The organism is Pedobacter gandavensis (assembly GCF_014172405.1).
GTDB classification, from domain to species: Bacteria; Bacteroidota; Bacteroidia; order Sphingobacteriales; family Sphingobacteriaceae; genus Pedobacter; species Pedobacter gandavensis.
In genome coordinates this window covers 784,282-801,482 of record NZ_WNXC01000001.1, presented here as the reverse complement: position 1 = coordinate 801,482, position 17,201 = coordinate 784,282, and the positions used below count along the sequence as shown (strand labels likewise).

Sequence of the window (17,201 nt, the reverse complement as noted above, 5' to 3'; positions counted from 1 at the left end):
AATTGCTATATTCATATCTAAATTAAGGAGTTATCTATTTAACACCATGAATATGGATATGATTTTTAAAAAGCCGATTCTCTCTCTTATCCTGCTGGTAACTTCCATATTACCATCCTCTGTAGCACTTGCCAAAGTACTGCAGTTGACTCCGACGCTAAAAAATATAGCGGGTTATTACCAGCATCCTCAGGTTAAAGAGCTATATCTTCAAATGAAGATATCAGGAAATAAACTAAAACAGATAAGAGATTGGGACGGTAGGGAACTGTTGTTAGATCCTAAATCTGAAACTGAATTCTCCAGTCCTAATGGTGATTATAACCTACACTTTTTGAAAGATGGCAATAATGAAATCTCTGCAGTAAAAATTGGACAGGAGTTATGGGTTAAAGTTGCCGGTTACCGACCGGAGAAAATGCCGGGTCTTACTGTGGCTCAGGTCAGCGCCCTTTTAAATGAGAAAGCGGAAAAATTAGTCGCCGCTATTAACGCTAATACCGATAAAAGACTGGTAGACTATGTAAATAATAATTTTTCAAAAAAGCTTAAATCCACAACACAAGGTGATTTCTTGTCGCGCGCAAAAGCAGCATACCGTTCTACTGCTGGTGTTAAATTCGACAAACGCTTATATTTTAATGCAAACGCTTTATTTGCTGAATATCAATATGCCAGTGCTGATTTAAATAATGTACTGGAGTTTAGTTTAAAGCTTGATCAGAAAGGTAAAATAAAGCTATACAACAGTAGAGTCACTTATAGCCAGGATCCAATTAAAAAGCTGAACACGGAGCAAGAACTTATCGGAGATCTTGATCAAACCTTAAAGCATTTATCCCAAAAAGATGTTTTCTCAGGCGCAGTCCTTTTTGCTAAAGGAGACCGTGTTTTATATGAGTATTCTACTGGATTGGCCATAAAGAAAGATGGCATCAAGAATAACATAGATACAAAATTCAATATTGGTTCCATAAACAAAATGTTTACCGCTGTAGGAGTTATGCAATTGGTAGAACAAGGTAAGCTTAATCTAAACGACCCGCTGTCGAAATTTTTGGATAGCACCTGGATACCAACAGCGCTCGCTGATCAGATAAAAGTAAGTCAGCTGTTGAACCACACTGCGGGTGTGGGTGATTTTTTTAGCGAAAAAATGCAAGCTGCTCCATTGTCTCAGTTCCGAACGCTGGAGGGCTATAAACCTTTTGTTAAGCTGACTAAGTTGGAGTTTGAACCAGGGACATCCTGGTCTTATAGTAATTCTGGGATGTTGCTGTTGGGGCTGATCATTGAAAAGGTATCCGGGCAAAATTATTTCGACTATGTAAAGGAACACATTTACAAAATTGCCGGAATGGAGTCTTCTGCGATGCGAACGTTTGGGGGAAAAGAACCTGGAGAACCAGTGGAGGCTCAAGAGAATAAGTACCTCAGCAATCAGGCTATGGGATATATCCCTACAATTGACAATACCTATATATTGGCTTCAAGTCCTATTTATACCATAGGTTCTGCTGCAGGCGGTGGCTATTCAACGGTAGGTGACCTCCATAAATTTGGCATTGCATTGTTATCTGGTCAACTGCTATCTGATTCCTCAAGACTGAAAATGTTCAAAGATGAGCTGGGAATTGGCTATGGCTACGGCTTTCAGTTGTCAGGTTCTCCCAAGCTGGAAGTGGTGGGGCATTCTGGCGGGGCGCCAGGAGTGAATGCAGTTTCGTATTACTTCCCTGAGACCGGATATATGATCGTTGTGCTCTCCAATTATGATAGAGGTGCTGCTGATTTGGGCGAATACATGCTTAATCAGGTGAAATCAATAGTGAAATAATTATCTGCGCAAACGTTTGTGTGAATTTCATTGTATTAATAAAGATTTCTACTGAACTAAAACGCTTTATTCATACGCAAACAGGATCTTCTGTTCTCTTGAGATGAAAAAACAGAAACGAAGAGCGAAATGCTATATTTCAGCACAGAACTATCGTTCATTTTTGCAAGAATGATATAGAAGCAAGACTTTGCTCCAGAAATAAATAAGGAAATACAAAAACCTGTAGAGGACAACCTTAAAAGCAGACAGAACAGCTGTACAGGATCAACGATCGCCACACCAATAACCATAGTCGTTATTGAAAACAAAAAAGCCATCAGAAACGTTCTGATGGCTTAAAAAAAGGGGCATTGTTGTCTCGGTGATTTTTATAGTCTTTTCATTGCGTCTGCATTTCCTAATTTTGAATCTGGTTTCGCAATACGTGATTTTCCAAACTTATAATTGAAGCCAATCAGCAAGCGTCTGCTATCGGTGTGAATGCGTTCTGCAGATTTAAAAGTCCCGTAGTCTCTTTCCAGCAAATAGTCATTTCTTTTAAAAACCAGTTCAGATCCACCCAGTCTAAACTGACCGCTTCCTTTCCATAGGTTTACCATTAATGAGGCATCAATGTTTTTATTTCCCTCGTACCTACCTAGGTCCTGTGTATACTTCGTCCAGTAATAACCATCTATCTGTAGCTTGATGTCTTTTGTGATTTTGAAAATATGAGCGGTTCTAAAATCAGAGTAGAATGCCGAAAGCTTGTGGTCTGCTCCAAGAACGACACCCTCTGCGCTATTGCGACCGATAGGTGTACCGCTATTCATCGTTTCCCACCATTCATTGATCCGGTATGGGAAGAAAATATTCAGCGCTAGACTGGAAGCTTTCTTCAGATTCTGACGCTTAAAATAAGTCACTTTGGTACTGTAATCCTGTTGTGAAGGGAACAAACCAATCATTCCTTTGGTATCCGTATAGCTCAGGGACACGTTTAACCGCTTAATGTTCGCAGTAAAAGTATAAACATTATCGAACTGTGGTTTCAATTCCGGATTTCCCTGCTCAATACTGTACTGGTTCAGGAACACAGAGTAGGGAACCATTTCAGTATAGCGTGGCCTGTTGATTATTTTCTTATAAGAGGCAGAAACATTTAGGTCCTTATTGATGTTATGCTGATACATTAAGGTTGGGAAAAAATTAAACTTGCGCTGTTTAAAATTAGCTACAGAATTTACATTTGTAGCTTCGGCTCTAAAGCCCACCTGAACCTTATCATTTTCCCAGTCTTTGCTTAAAATACCATAAAGCCCTGAAATCGATTCTTTCAAATTATTGTCGTTAGAAAATGCCGGGTCTTCTTTTAATTCCCCAGTTTTATAATCTTCATACACCACCAGAGTTTTGGAATTGGTCTGCTGATGTTTTAGTCCGGTTTCCAGCGACCATTCTTTTTTAAACAGGTGCGTATAGTCGATTTGTGCGATGTAAACATCAATATTCCCTCTATTACGGGTCTGGTAAAGTGGTGGATTTTTAATGATTTCACCATCTCCATTGTAAAGCGTAGAAGGAAATGTCTGCAGTAGATTCCTTTGCCATGGTGTAAAAGTCCCCAAGACAGTCAACTCATTCTTTCCAGAGTCAGAAAGTAATCGGTAATTTAGGTTATAAGTTTGTGATTGCCCTTTTTGATTAAAAGAAGCATCCGTAAATAACACAGAATCAATCTTCCCATTTTCCCGGCCAAAGCTATTTGTGGTCTTCCATGGTCCTTTAAACTCCACATCGCTTAAATCCACGAATAAACCTACAGTTTGATTCTTATCTAGCTGTAGTTCCATGTTGGTTTGGAAAGTGTACATCAAGTTGTGAGATAACCGTGTCCAGTTATTCGTTAAAAAGTAGGAGGGATCTGTAGGGTCCTGAAACCTTTTCGATTCAATACTATAATAATTATCTCCTTTATTTATCCCGCCATTGGCATAAATAGTGAGGTTTTTATGCTTGTAAGTTGCCCCTGCATTGACACTCCCATTCGCATAATTTCCCGATGAACCATCCAGGCGTAAATTCCCGGTAATTCCTTCCACTTGAGATTTTTTGGTAATGATATTGATCACCGCCCCATAGGACGCGTCATATTTAGCAGATGGCTGCGTAATCAGCTCCACTTTTGAAATGTTTCCGGCTGGCATGGTTAGCAAAATATTCTCCAATGAGGCGTCTGGAACGGGCTTATTGTCGATCAAGACCATGGTCTTTTTGCCTTGAAGTGTCAATACATTTTCAGTAGAAACCCGAACAAATGGGGCAGATTTTAAAACTTGTAAGGAGTTCCCAACGGCCATTGCACTGTTGTCTACATTGAAAATAAGACGATCACTTTTAGTTTCTACCAAAGCTTTGGTAGCGGTCACCTGAACTTCTTTCAAAGTTTTATCGGAAACTTTCATGGCAATTGGTTCTATAGCTGCTGTTGGAGCACCATCGCCCACTTTGAAAGCCTTACTGAGGTAAGGTTGATGTCCCATCGAAGAGACTTTGATTTTATAGGTTCCTGGTTTAACGGATGGAAAAGCGAAAATACCTGATAAATCTGTTAAAGCATTGGAAACGAAAGCAGAATCTAAGGCTACCAACAAGGTGACCGTGGTATATTCTAATGGTTTTCCATTTTCATCTACTATCGAGCCTGTCACCTTTTCCAGTTTCGAGGAATCCGGCAGACTGGATCTCATTCCCTTGCCTTTATCTTTTGAGTCTAACTTTTTTGGCGTTAAAAAGATAGAATAATTCCTTGCATCGACCTTGTACCAGGATAAATTTAACGGTAGCAACAGGCTATTTAGCACTTCCGAAATTGGCTTGCCCTTGAAATCTATGGCGTTAAAAGTTACTGTTTTTTGTTTGAGGTTGACCTCTTCATATAAGAAATTGACTTTATATTGAGCGGTTAATTCGGTCAATACTTTCGTTAATAGTTGTTTTTCTGTTGGTTTAATTTGTCTTGCAAATGCGAACTGATGAAACATCAGGATGTAGATTAAGCTCATCAGGCCGGTTTTTAGGTTGTTCATAGCTGACCTTATTTTGAAGTAATCATTAGTTGCTTAGTATCTTGATTTAAGTTGAAGTTGAGGTTTAAAGCCATTCCCAGGGTTTTAAATAACACCTGTTCATTTTGTGTACTCATCGATCCTGAAACTCGTTTCTTAAGAATTTCTTGATCATCAACGACCACTTTATACCCATAAACATCTTCAAAGTAATCGAAGATCTTAGCCACTGGAACATTGTTGAAATTCAATCTTCCATCTTTCCATGAGGCATATTCAGCTACATTGATTGGCTTTACCATTAATTTACCATGCTCAAACGCTGCAATATCTCCTGGAGAAAGTACCAAAGGCTTGCCAACAGCACCATTCAGACCTAAACTAATTTTACCCTCTAATAAGGCGACTTCCGTACGTCCTCGACGGTCATTTACGTTAAATGAAGTACCCAGTACTTCTACATTAACATTACCGGTATGCACCACAAAACGCTCGCGATCCAATACCTTTCCTGAAGTATTTAAATGCTTAACCTTTAGGAAGGCTTCACCTTCGATCCATACTTCTCTAATTCCATTTTTATCCCAGTTTCTATCATATTTAATGGTAGAGTTGGCATTTAAAGTAACCAAAGAACCATCTGGTAACGTGATGGTTTTCAATTTCCCATAAGGCGTATTGATGGCGATAGGTTGGTTTACCTGGTAAAGAATGCCAATGCCCAGTAAGACTCCTGCCAGCACAGCTGCCGCTGCATAGCGATACCAAAGTTTCCTGACTGGTGTTTTTCTTGAGGTTGTTTCCGACTGGATGGCATTCCAAATCTCGTTTTGGTCTTTTAGGCTCAAATCCTCTTTTTCGAATTTCATGGATTGAACAATCGCTTTTCCTTGGCGGATAGGCTCAGTCAGCTGAGGATAAGTATTTTCAATACGCCGCCAATGGGAATCTGACTGTTCATCAGGGTGCAAGACCCATACCAGAAAGTCCTGATCATTGATCAGCTCTGCTAAAGTATAGGTTTCATATGCACTAATTTGTTTCTTCATATTATTGCTTTTGATCCTATTAGCCGAAAAGGAGCCAAATTACCCCAGCAACCTAAATAAAAATTGAAAATAATAGTTATCAATCTGGTAATCAGTTCAATAATCTTAAGTGAAGTAACAGAGATAGGAGCATTAAATCATCTTTTGATAAGTTTTCCTTTAGAAAACCCAATGCTCTTGCCATGATTTTATAGCTGGCTTTCACTGAAATATCCATCACCTCGGCGATTTCCTCATAACTCAGTTGCTCGTAAAACCTTAGAAATATAGCTTCTTTTTGCCTGGGGGTAAGTTTGGCCATAACCATATTCAATTGTTCCGTCACTTTATCCCGCTGTTCACCATCAATAATGGCTTCCTCCATATTTAAGCTAACATGAAAAGAATAGGTATCAGTTTCTTCTTCATAAACTTCAAAGTTCTGCAACTGTAAAGTCTTCCTGAAAACCAGGTGGCGGAATGATTTATAGAGATAGTTTTTTAGATGATCAGGGTTTCCAAGCGTGGCCCTTCTGGTCCAGATACCTACAAAAAGATCCTGAATACACTCTTTAATCAGATCTTTGTCCTTGCTGAATTTTGAACCATAATTATATAGACCAGCAGCATAGGTTTTATATAGGTACTCAAAAGAGTCCGCATTTCCGGCTTTAAAAGATTGCCAGTATTGTGGTTCAGTCGATTCAGGCATAGGGTGATTTTTTGGCTAAGATATAAATATGAGGATGTAAATGTCACAAAAAAAACGTCCTTCCGATAAATCTGCGATGAAGGACGCTTTTTTTTTAAAGATTAAATTATTTTTTATTCAGTTTGATCCACCAGATCAAAAAGCAATTTAGGATGCTTTTTTAAGTTTATTCATTAAGTATTTTCGGACAGGAATATCATAAAACTTCATCACCACATAGGCGAAAGCAACCAGTAAAGCGGTACCACCAATGATGATCAAGACCAATTGACTGGTATCCGGTTTATGAGCGGTGTAATAGCCTGCGAAAATCCACAATACCATATAATGTGTCATATACAGCGGATAGGAGATGTTTCCGGAGAAAACACATAGTTTTTTCAGGCCTTCCTGAAGTTTCGCTCCTGCGCCCAAACAGATCAGTAATGGGAAATAAATCAGGACAACTAAGGGTTCAGTGATCCAGTTCCATTTGCTGTCAGGCATAAGAAAAGCGAGTAAAAGCAACACGCTTAAGCCAACAAAACCGAGTTTGGTCCTGATGATCCATTTAGAACGGAAGATCAGTAAGCCTGCTAAAAAAGAGTAGGAGATACGTGCACAACCATGCCAGAAGGTCTCTCCACTCCAGCCGCCAAGTAATGCTCCATAGGTATAGCCGATATAGCAAATGGCGATTCCTGCCAGAATTGTTAAGATCAACAATAGGTTACGAGTCGCTTTATATAGCACCAATACATAAACAAAATTGGCTATATATTCCCAAAAAAGAGACCATGCAGGCGCATTGAAGCTGAATAAATTGAAATACCTTTCTGATACTACCGGAAAAGGAATCATCAAAATAGAGCTTAAGAAAACAAGGGCAATTCTCCCTGCACTATACAATTCTGAATGCAGCGAAAAGGGATCGAAGAGAAAGGCCAGCAGGCCTAAAACCGACCCTAGAACCACCAGGGGATGTAACCTGATCAATCTTGTTTTTAAAAAGGTAGCCATGCCCATTTTGCCAATCCTGTCGTCATAAGCGTAGCCGATGACAAATCCGGATAAACAAAAGAAAAAGTCGACCGCCAGGAAGCCATGACCGATGAAATTTTTTGCAGGAATATAGACCACTTCCATGAAGTGGAAGATGACAATGGCTACTGCGGCTACACCCCGCAGGCCATCAAGAATATGAAAGTGTTCTTTGGTTTTTAATAGTTCTGGACTTAACGTTTTAGCGTTCATTAAATTGGCTTGGTTTAGAATTGATAATTTGGTTTCAGTTGTGGTATTGTGTGACACCAAGAATACCGAATAATTGCGATTCTACCAAGCTTTGCCGGTTATGACAGGCAAAAAAAGAATGAAGCCATCAAAATGTTACCTGCCGCTATTAAAGAAAGAGAAAGATTTTAAGCCGTTAAACTCTATATAGAATATTCCGTATTTATAGGAAGCATGGGTTGTTTTTACCGTCCCAATGCGTTAATTTTCAACTGGTTTTTAAAATACAAATCCCATTTATCTTGTGGCTCTAACTCTTCTCCGTGTGAAGTTTCTATATCATATTTGAAGTTCATTTCTAACAATTCCTTCATCGTATCATCATAGATTTTTTTAACCTCATTCTGATAGTTTTTAACCGTATATACTTGTTTGGATAACTGCTTATAAAGGATTCTACCATAAACAACAGCCAAATCCGAATGTCCTTGTTCATGATTTAGCAGTTTCTTTTGGCCTTCCTCATCCAGCGAAGCCAATTTACGAAGGTCCAGGGTGGACTTCTTACTGTCTAGTGCAACGCCCACAGTGAATTTCAAGGAAAATTGACTTCCTTTTTGGGTTGCCCGATATTTGTGGGTGGTTTGATGTGCAGTATAGGCAATGAATGGGCGATTGGTTTGCTCCAATTGCTGGTACATATTCCATTTCAAGTTGATCCTGTTCAACTGGTTTTCCTGACTAAAAGCTTTTTCAGACTTCAGAAAGCCACAAAATAAAAAGATACTAATTGATAGTAAAAGGGGAGTAGCGCGTTTCATATTCACAAAGAAGCAAAAAATCAGGAACATTTATAAGTATTTTTTTAGCCTAAGGTTTTTTACCTTTGTGCTTTCAAATCGATATGAAACATATTCATCCAATCAAAAAATACCTGATTTTAGGTGCCATACCCCTGATGTTTTCTTGTAGCTCACATTACGCGGTCGTAAAGAGTAACCGGACGGAGTATAACATGAACGGTAATCAGGCCGCAGACAGTGCTGTGATCAAAACTTATCTCCCATACAAAATCAAAATGGATCAGGAGATGAACACAGTCATTGGACACTCCGATGAATTAATGGAAAAACTGGATAAAAAGGATGGTAAGCCCGTTCAGGAAAACCTGCTGAGAAATTTCTTCTCTGACGCGATATTCCACGAAGCACTTAAATACGATTCGACCATAGATTTCGCTATGCCTTCTACCAATGGTGGAATTCGGGTAGCCCTTCCTAAAGGAGACATTAAACTATCGAACATTTTTGAAGTCATGCCTTTTGAGAATGAGATGATGGTTTACGTTTTGAGCCCTGCGGCTGTGCAAAACCTATTGGATTACATTGCAAAAACAGGCGGACAACCCGTTGCTAACCTCAGAATGAAAATTGTGAACGACAAGCCAACTGAGGTTATGATCAATGGAAAACCTTTAGATCCGAATAAAAACTACAAGGTATTAACCTCTGATTACGTAGCTGAGGGTGGCGACAATGTACAGAGTTTCAAAAACCCAATAGAGAAGAAGATTATAGGCGTCAGAATGCGCGATGCCTTGATTACCTACATTAAAGAAAACCAGGCTGCTGGAAAAACTATAAATCCAAAATTAGATGGAAGAATTACTAAAGATTAACCGTAGAAACTTCCTTAAAACAGGAGGGATTGCCGCCGCAGCTGCGGCATTGAACTTAAATGCTTTTGATGCACTAGCCGCCGGAGACCTGGTAAAATTGACCATTTTGCATACCAATGATGTGCACAGTAGAATCGAGCCCTTTCCGATGGATGGTTCAAAATACCAAGGATTGGGAGGAACAGCCAGACGTTCTGCTTTGATCAAATCAATTCGTGCAAAAGAAAGCAATGTATTGCTTTTTGATGCTGGTGATATTTTTCAGGGTACCCCATACTTTAACAAATATGGTGGAGAGTTGGAAATTAAGCTCATGTCTGAAATGAAGTATGATGCTGCAACGATGGGAAACCATGATTTTGACAACGGTCTGGAAGGTTTCTACAAACAATTACCTCATGCCAACTTCCCAATTTTATGCAGTAATTACGATTTCTCTAACACCTTATTGAATAAATCGACCCTGCCTTATCAGATCTTTAAAAAGCAAGGAATAAAGATCGGTGTATTTGGAATCGGGATTAAATTAGCTGGATTGGTAGGCGATAGAAATTATGGCGATACGGTATTTTTAGATCCGGTTCAAACGGCAAATCAGACTGCAAGTCTGCTTAAAAATGATTTAAAATGTGATCTTGTAATCTGCTTATCACATTTAGGTTATAAATACGATAGCGATCGGGTTTCGGATCAGGTAATGGCCAAGAACACCAGAAATATAGATTTAATTATCGGCGGTCATACCCATACATTCATGGAGAAACCAGAAGATATTCTAAATCTCGATGGAAAGATGACGACGATTAATCAGGTGGGATTTGCTGGAATTAATCTAGGCAGATTAGATTATTACTTTGAAAGATATAAGGGCAAGCACATTAAAACTGCCGCACCTTATACCATTTCAGATCAATTAGATAGCTAATTTAATATCATTAACAAAGGAAACCGCCTCCAAGGAGGTCGTTTCCTTCATAGAATACCGCAGACTGTCCCGGTGCTATTGCCGAAACTGCATGATCAAATACTACTTTGATTTTATCATTTTCCTGTACAATAGTACTTAACGTTCCTGCGTCTTTATATCTGATTTTAGTAACCACGTCATTCATGGGCTCCAAAATATTTTCGTACTTAATCAAGTTCACATTTCTAACCAGGGCTTCACGACGTTCCAATTCATCTGCTCTACCTAAAACTACGGTATTGCTTTCCGGAAGGATTTGCGTTACAAACATCGGTTCGCCAAAAGCGATTCCTAAACCTTTACGCTGTCCGATGGTATAGAAAGGATAACCTTTATGTTGTCCAACCACCATGCCGTCACTGGTAATGAAATTACCACCTGCCACGCGACCTTCTAAATCACCTACCTTATGCTTCAAGAAAGCACGGTAATCATTATCCGGTACAAAACAGATCTCATAACTTTCGCTTTTCTTAGCCAGTTCTTCCTGCCCCATATCTAAAGCCATTTGTCTGATATCCGCTTTTGCGAAAGATCCCAATGGGAATTTAGTACGTGCCAGGTTTTCCTGAGAAACGCCCCAAAGCACATAAGACTGGTCTTTGTTTTCATCCAAACCTTTAGAGATCACATGACGACCATTGTCGTGCTGTCTAACGTTCGCATAGTGACCGGTCGCAATAAATTCGCAATCCAGTTTATTTGCACGTTTTAACAATGCTTCCCATTTGATGTGGGTGTTGCATAAAACACAAGGGTTAGGCGTACGACCTGCAAGATATTCATCAACGAAGTTATCAATCACATAATCACCGAACTCATCCCTGATGTCTAATATATAGTGTGGAAATCCGTAATTAACCGCCAGGGTACGTGCATCGTTGATGCTGTCCAGACTGCAACATCCAGTTTCCTTACCATTGGTACCTGAGGTCGCATAATCCCATGTCTTCATGGTTAATCCGATTACTTCATATCCTTGTTCGTGTAACATCACTGCTGCAACTGAACTATCTACTCCGCCACTCATGGCTACCAATATTCTACCGAGTTTACTCATTATAATTTATTCTGAGCGCAAAAATAGCGGTTTTTACCCATACATTCTCATTTATGCCGTCAGTTGCTTGTAAAAAGGATAAAAGCATAAAGTTTAGATTAAACGTTATAGCAAGATAATAGAGCTTATTTTGTGCCAATTATTTATACCTTAGAACCTTGTAAAAAAACCTCAACTTAAACAAATGAAAAAAGCATTATTGTTTTGTATACTGCTTCCAGCCCTTTCTGCACAGGCACAAAAGGATTTGGTAAAGTATGTAAAACCGATTATTGGAACCCAAAAGATGGGCCATACTTATCCAGGGGCCACTGTTCCTTTCGGATCAGTGCAGCTGAGTCCAGACACAGACACCCTTTCTTATGAGCTGAATGGCAAGTATAATGGCGACGTTTATAAATACTGTGCGGGTTATAAATATGAGGATAAATCAATTGTTGGATTTAGTCACACTCATTTTAGTGGTACTGGTCATTCAGATTTGGGTGATTTCCTGGTGATGCCAACACAGGGTGTTTTAAAAATGAACCCGGGTACTGCTGATGTACCTGGAAGCGGATTTCGCTCTTCTTACTCCCATGCCAATGAAACTGCTGAAGCCGGTTATTACAAAGTGAAATTGGATGACCACAAGATTCAGGCGGAACTCACTGCGAGTAAAAGGGTAGGGATGCACCGTTATACGTTCCCTAAATCTGACCAGTCGCACATTATTCTGGATTTAATGTCCGGGATTTACAACTATGACGACAAAACAGTGTGGACTTATGTGCGCGTTGTGAACGACACCTTGTTAACCGGCTACCGCCAAACCAACGGATGGGCAAGAACAAGGACCGTTTATTTCGCCATGACTTTCTCGAAGCCTTTTAAAAGCTATGGTCAGAAAAACTATGACAAGAAGCAGGTGTACTCGGGTTTTTGGAGAAAATTTGACCAGAACAACAACTTCCCGGAAATTGCAGGAAAGAGAATCCGCATGCACTTCGATTTCGATACCGATGAACAGGAGCAAGTGAAAGTAAAATTTGCACTGTCGCCGGTGAGTCAGGCAAATGCTTTAGAAAACATGAGTTCAGAAGTTCCTGGATGGGATTTTGACCGTGTAAAAAAGCAAGCCCAAACGGATTGGAATAAAGAGTTGAATAAAATTGACATTGCCGCTGCTGAAGACGATAAGGTGAATTTTTACACCGCCATGTACCATGCATTTATCAATCCAACAACTTATGGAGATGTAAACGGACAGTATAAAGGTTTAGATCAGAATGTGCATCAGGCAAATGGCTTTACCAATTATACTACTTTTTCTTTGTGGGACACCTATCGGGCATTACATCCTTTCTTTAACCTGATACAGCCTTCCCGCAACAATGACATGGTGAAATCCATGCTGGCACATTACGACCAGAGCGCTTTGAAGATGCTACCCATCTGGTCGCATTACGCCAATGAAAACTGGTGTATGAGTGGCTATCATAGTGTTTCAGTTGTGGCTGATGCCATTATCAAAGGTGTGTATGATGGTGATGTTCAAAAAGCTTTAGAGGCTTGTATTGCCACAGCCAATCACCGCAATTATGAAGGAATAGGAAAATATATTGATCTGGGATACATTCCTGCGGAAAGCAGTGGAACCTCGGTGTCAAATACCTTGGAGTATGCTTATGATGATTGGTGTATTGCACAGATCGCAAAAAAACTAAACAACCAGGCAGTATATGAAGAATATATGAAACGCTCAGGAAACTGGAAGAATGTATATGATGACCGTATCGGTTTCATGCGCCCGAAACTGGCGAACGGTGCTTTCAAAAAAGAATTTGATGTCATGAGTACGCATGGACAAGGTTTTATTGAAGGAAATAGCTGGAATTACAGTTTCTTCGTGCCACATGATCCAGAATCGTTGATGAATAAAATGGGTGGGAAGCAGAAGTTTGCAGCCAAGATTGACAGCTTATTCAATATGCACCTTCCTGATGTGTTTTTTGCAGAAACTGAAGACATTACCCGAGAAGGGATTATTGGCGGATATGTGCATGGTAATGAGCCGGCACACCACGTTGCTTATCTGTATAACTGGGCAGATCAGCCATGGAAAACGCAAGAAAGGGTAAGGAAGATTCTGAAGATGCAATACAAACCAACACCAGATGGCTTAGGAGGTAATGACGATTGTGGCCAGATGAGCGCCTGGTACATGTTTTCTTCTCTAGGATTTTATCCGGTCTCACCAGGATCAGCAGATTATGCGCTTGGAAGTCCTGCAGTAAAATCGGCTGTACTTCAGCTGGAAGCTGGAAATACCTTTACCATTGAAGCCATTAACCAGAGTGACAAAAATATTTACGTGCAAAAAGTATTACTAAACGGTGTATTAATTAGCAACAATGTGCTTAAACACGCAGATATCTTAAAGGGTGGAAAACTAACTTTCTACATGAGCTCAAAACCGAGCAAGTTGGGGAAGTAAAATTTGAATTTTATAATTCATGGCCGGGAACTCCCGGCCATGAATTCTTTAAACAAAAGCAGGTACAGCTGATCTAGGATCATTCCCTTGAATCTGATTTCTCCTGATATCAGCATGATCAGTAGGTTTTCTAACGATCTTTTTATGGATACCAACCGTTCCGGTGTATAACAATATCCCACCTAATACCGCCTCCTGAATTCCTACTACGGGGTGTTTAGAAATCGCTCTGACTCCTTTTTGAAAGATGTATGCACCCGCAAGGATGGCTATAAATCTTTTTCCTGCATCTAATTCTTCTGTATCGTACGCACTTAACAATGATGTTGCAGCTATAATTCTTACTTTATTTTTGAGTAATTCAAACATAACTTTCGTTCTATATCTATCAATGGAACATTGGAAGGCCTATTTTGTTTCGAAATCTTTAAAATCCTTTCACAGTATTGACTCAGGAATTGCTAAGATTTAGGCAAGTTTATCCAGTACCATACGGATGGCTTGATCTACTACTTTATCCGGGCTATTACTGAACTCAAAATTGACTCTACTGGCCAGTATCGCATTTACGGATAATGCTTTATGACCTAAGACTTTGGCCAGGGCATAAATTCCGGCTGTTTCCATTTCTAAATTCGTGATCCTATCTTTTCCATGTTGGAAAGTATTGAGCAAGGAAATGAAGTTCGGAATGGAGTTTTTAGCGCGGACTTGTCGGCCTTGCGGCGCATAAAATCCTGGCGCAGTAATCGTGATGCCATGGACCATATCAGCCCCAATGGTGTTTAATAAACGATCATCAGCAGCGGTTAAATAAGGATGAATACCTTTGATGTGTGCACAATGGGCGTTAAAAGCTTCCAAAATTGGACGTTCCTCTACAGAAAGTTCATGAATATAATACTGCATCAATGCATCCATTCCAAGGCCATAAGAAGAGGCCAGGATGGTGCCCATTGGTAAATCAGATTGGATGGCCCCAGATGTACCAATACGAATGATATCCAGTGAGGTCAGGTCTTTTTTTACCGTCCTGGTTTGGAAGTCAATATTGACCAACGCATCTAATTCATTAAATACAATGTCAATATTGTCTGTTCCAATCCCTGTTGAAATCACCGTTATTCTTTTCTGTCCCAGATAGCCGGTATGTGTCAGGAATTCACGCTTTCCTTTCTTAAGCTCTATTCGGTCAAAATGTTTAGATATTTCTGAAACCCGATCAGGGTCACCTACAGTGATCACAGTTTGCGCAAGATCTTCAGGCAATAGGTTAAGATGGTAAATGCTGCCATCTGGATTGATGATGAGGTCTGCTGCTGATATTTTGTTTTCCATAATTACGGCTTTGATGGTACAAACCTATGAAACATGTAGGAGTTAATTGAAATTCTTGAAGAGTTAATTGAAATTATTACCTTTGTACCATTCACAAAATCAATAAGGATAGCATGTAGCAGCACATTTCTTTCAGGAAAATAAAACGGAAGCCTTAAAGGCCTTCTTAACTATTCAACTAAAAAAGAAAGGATCTCATGCTCATTCTTCAAGATATTACCTACCAACATCCCAATAGGGACTTACTCTTTACAGGCCTAAATTTCAACCTGAATCCACACGATAAAACCGCCTTGATTGGCAATAATGGTGCTGGGAAATCTACTTTATTAAAAATTTTAGCAGGTCAGCTACAGCCTGGTACTGGCCTTGTGAAAGCGGCGTCTAAGCCTTACTATGTGCCTCAACTTTTAGACGATTACAAAGAGAGTAGTATTGCCGAAGTGCTTCATTTAGGCGACAAGCTACAAGCCATGCAAGAAATTTTAGCGGGTCAGGTGACGGATGAAAACCTGGCCATACTCAATGACGACTGGGATTTTGAATCGCGTTGCGCGCAAGCTTTTGCCTATTGGAAGCTGGAGGGGCTGGATTTAGCTCAAAAAATGAGCAGTTTAAGTGGCGGACAAAAAACAAAAGTTTTCCTGGCAGGGATCCGAATTCATCAGCCAGAGATCATTTTGATGGATGAACCCAGCAATCATTTGGATCGTGCAAGTAGAATTCTGCTTTATGACGAAATCAGGTTTAGCAAAAAAACTTTGCTGATTGTCAGCCATGATCGGGAATTGTTGAACCTTTTAAATGTTGTCGCATGGTTAGGGCCTGATGGAATCAGCAGCTATGGTGGAAATTATGAATGCTATGTGGAACAGCGTGAGATAGAAAGCGCCGCTTTTGCTCAAACCTTGAAAAGTAAAGAAAAAGCATTACGTAAAGCGAAGGAGGTAGAGCGTACTGCTTTAGAAAGACAGCATAAACTGGATGCCCGTGGAAAGCGGAAACAAGAAAAGGCGGGTGTACCTACCATCATGATGAAAACATTGAAAAATAATGCGGAGAAAAGCACTTCACGTTTGAAAGGACAACAAGCTGAAAAACTGGATGGCATAGCGCAAGAGATAAGCGAGTTGCGCAAGGATCAACCAGGGCATGACCGTATGAAAATGGATCTTGATGCTTCTGCACTGCATATCGGAAAAACACTGATCACCGCAAAAGAAATCAATTTCAGCTATGAAGCGCAATTGCTCTGGCAGCAAGGCTTGAGCTTTCAGATCAAAACCGGCGATCGTTTGGCGATTAAAGGAGCCAATGGATCAGGAAAAACGACCCTCATCAAAATAATTCTGGGGTCATTACAGCCAAAATCCGGCAGCATAGCGCGAACAATGGTTCATTCCATTTACGTAGATCAGGAATATTCTTTAATTGATCCCAACCTTAATGTTTATGAACAGGCGCAACAATTTAACGCTGGAGCATTGCAGGAGCATGAGATAAAACTTCGTTTAAATCGGTTTTTATTTACCAAAGCACAATGGGATAAACCTTGTTCCTCCCTAAGTGGCGGAGAAAGAATGAGACTTATACTCTGCGCTTTAACCATTGGTAATCAAAGTCCTGATTTAATTGTTTTAGATGAGCCGACAAACAACCTGGACATGCAAAATATTGAGATATTAACTGCAGCTATTAACGAATATAAAGGAACCTTAGTCGTGATTTCTCATGACTATTCCTTCCTGAATCAGATTAATGTGGAAGAGGGAATTGTCTTATAAAAGTCTGAGGTTGATAATTCATTTTTTTCTTTCAATACTTTGATTACTTTTGCCACCAA

13 protein-coding genes are annotated in these 17,201 nt (G+C 39.8%); 5 read left to right on the top strand and 8 right to left on the bottom strand.

Annotated features, from left to right (window positions below; translation table 11 throughout):
* The first annotated feature begins 52 nt into the window (after positions 1-52).
* On the top strand, positions 53-1,837 hold the full coding sequence (locus GM920_RS03120; RefSeq protein ID WP_182953322.1) for a serine hydrolase domain-containing protein: 1,785 nt from the start codon (positions 53-55) through the stop codon (positions 1,835-1,837).
* 371 nt (positions 1,838-2,208) lie between these two features.
* Here GM920_RS03120 and GM920_RS03115 read toward each other — a convergent pair whose 3' ends face one another.
* The 5 genes from GM920_RS03115 to GM920_RS03095 all read right to left on the bottom strand — a co-directional run bounded on the left by GM920_RS03115 (position 2,209) and on the right by GM920_RS03095 (position 8,690).
* Positions 2,209-4,908 (bottom strand): outer membrane beta-barrel family protein, encoded by a 2,700-nt coding sequence (locus GM920_RS03115; protein WP_182953320.1) that lies wholly within the window; start codon positions 4,906-4,908, stop codon positions 2,209-2,211.
* Positions 4,909-4,916: 8 nt separating this feature from the next.
* Entirely contained in the window at positions 4,917-5,936 is a 1,020-nt protein-coding gene (locus GM920_RS03110; protein WP_182953318.1) for a FecR family protein, read from the bottom strand.
* A 91-nt stretch (positions 5,937-6,027) separates the two neighbouring features.
* Positions 6,028-6,627 (bottom strand): RNA polymerase sigma factor, encoded by a 600-nt coding sequence (locus GM920_RS03105; protein WP_182953316.1) that lies wholly within the window; start codon positions 6,625-6,627, stop codon positions 6,028-6,030.
* A 147-nt stretch (positions 6,628-6,774) separates the two neighbouring features.
* Positions 6,775-7,860, bottom strand: a complete 1,086-nt coding sequence (locus tag GM920_RS03100; protein ID WP_182953315.1) for an acyltransferase family protein — start codon at positions 7,858-7,860, stop codon at positions 6,775-6,777.
* Between the two features lie 224 nt (positions 7,861-8,084).
* The gene (locus GM920_RS03095; protein ID WP_182953308.1) at positions 8,085-8,690 is read right to left on the bottom strand and encodes a DUF922 domain-containing protein; all 606 of its coding nucleotides are present in this window, start codon (positions 8,688-8,690) and stop codon (positions 8,085-8,087) included.
* 53 nt (positions 8,691-8,743) lie between these two features.
* Here GM920_RS03095 and GM920_RS03090 point away from each other — a divergent pair, with 53 nt between their 5' ends.
* Together GM920_RS03090 and GM920_RS03085 are read left to right on the top strand one after the other, a co-directional pair.
* Entirely contained in the window at positions 8,744-9,517 is a 774-nt protein-coding gene (locus tag GM920_RS03090) for a 5'-nucleotidase C-terminal domain-containing protein (RefSeq protein ID WP_182953306.1), read from the top strand.
* Entirely contained in the window at positions 9,495-10,442 is a 948-nt protein-coding gene (locus GM920_RS03085; RefSeq protein WP_182953304.1) for a bifunctional metallophosphatase/5'-nucleotidase, read from the top strand. The genes GM920_RS03090 and GM920_RS03085 overlap by 23 nt, the downstream gene beginning before the upstream one ends.
* A 10-nt stretch (positions 10,443-10,452) precedes the next feature.
* Here GM920_RS03085 and mnmA read toward each other — a convergent pair whose 3' ends face one another.
* The gene (mnmA, locus tag GM920_RS03080; RefSeq protein WP_182953302.1) at positions 10,453-11,544 is read right to left on the bottom strand and encodes a tRNA 2-thiouridine(34) synthase MnmA; all 1,092 of its coding nucleotides are present in this window, start codon (positions 11,542-11,544) and stop codon (positions 10,453-10,455) included.
* A 184-nt stretch (positions 11,545-11,728) separates the two neighbouring features.
* Here mnmA and GM920_RS03075 point away from each other — a divergent pair, with 184 nt between their 5' ends.
* Positions 11,729-14,020, top strand: coding sequence for a GH92 family glycosyl hydrolase (locus GM920_RS03075; protein WP_182953300.1), 2,292 nt, complete (start codon positions 11,729-11,731; stop codon positions 14,018-14,020).
* Between the two features lie 48 nt (positions 14,021-14,068).
* On the opposite strand, the gene GM920_RS03070 is transcribed toward GM920_RS03075, so the two are convergent.
* Both GM920_RS03070 and GM920_RS03065 read right to left on the bottom strand, forming a co-directional pair.
* Positions 14,069-14,389, bottom strand: a complete 321-nt coding sequence (locus tag GM920_RS03070; RefSeq protein ID WP_182953299.1) for a hypothetical protein — start codon at positions 14,387-14,389, stop codon at positions 14,069-14,071.
* A gap of 99 nt (positions 14,390-14,488) precedes the next feature.
* A complete protein-coding gene (locus GM920_RS03065; protein ID WP_182953297.1) occupies positions 14,489-15,358 on the bottom strand; it encodes a nucleoside phosphorylase in 870 nt (289 codons plus the stop codon).
* Between the two features lie 197 nt (positions 15,359-15,555).
* Here GM920_RS03065 and GM920_RS03060 point away from each other — a divergent pair, with 197 nt between their 5' ends.
* Positions 15,556-17,142: an ABC-F family ATP-binding cassette domain-containing protein gene (locus tag GM920_RS03060; protein ID WP_182953295.1), complete on the top strand. Its 1,587-nt coding sequence runs from the start codon at positions 15,556-15,558 to the stop codon at positions 17,140-17,142.
* Positions 17,143-17,201: the final 59 nt, after the last annotated feature.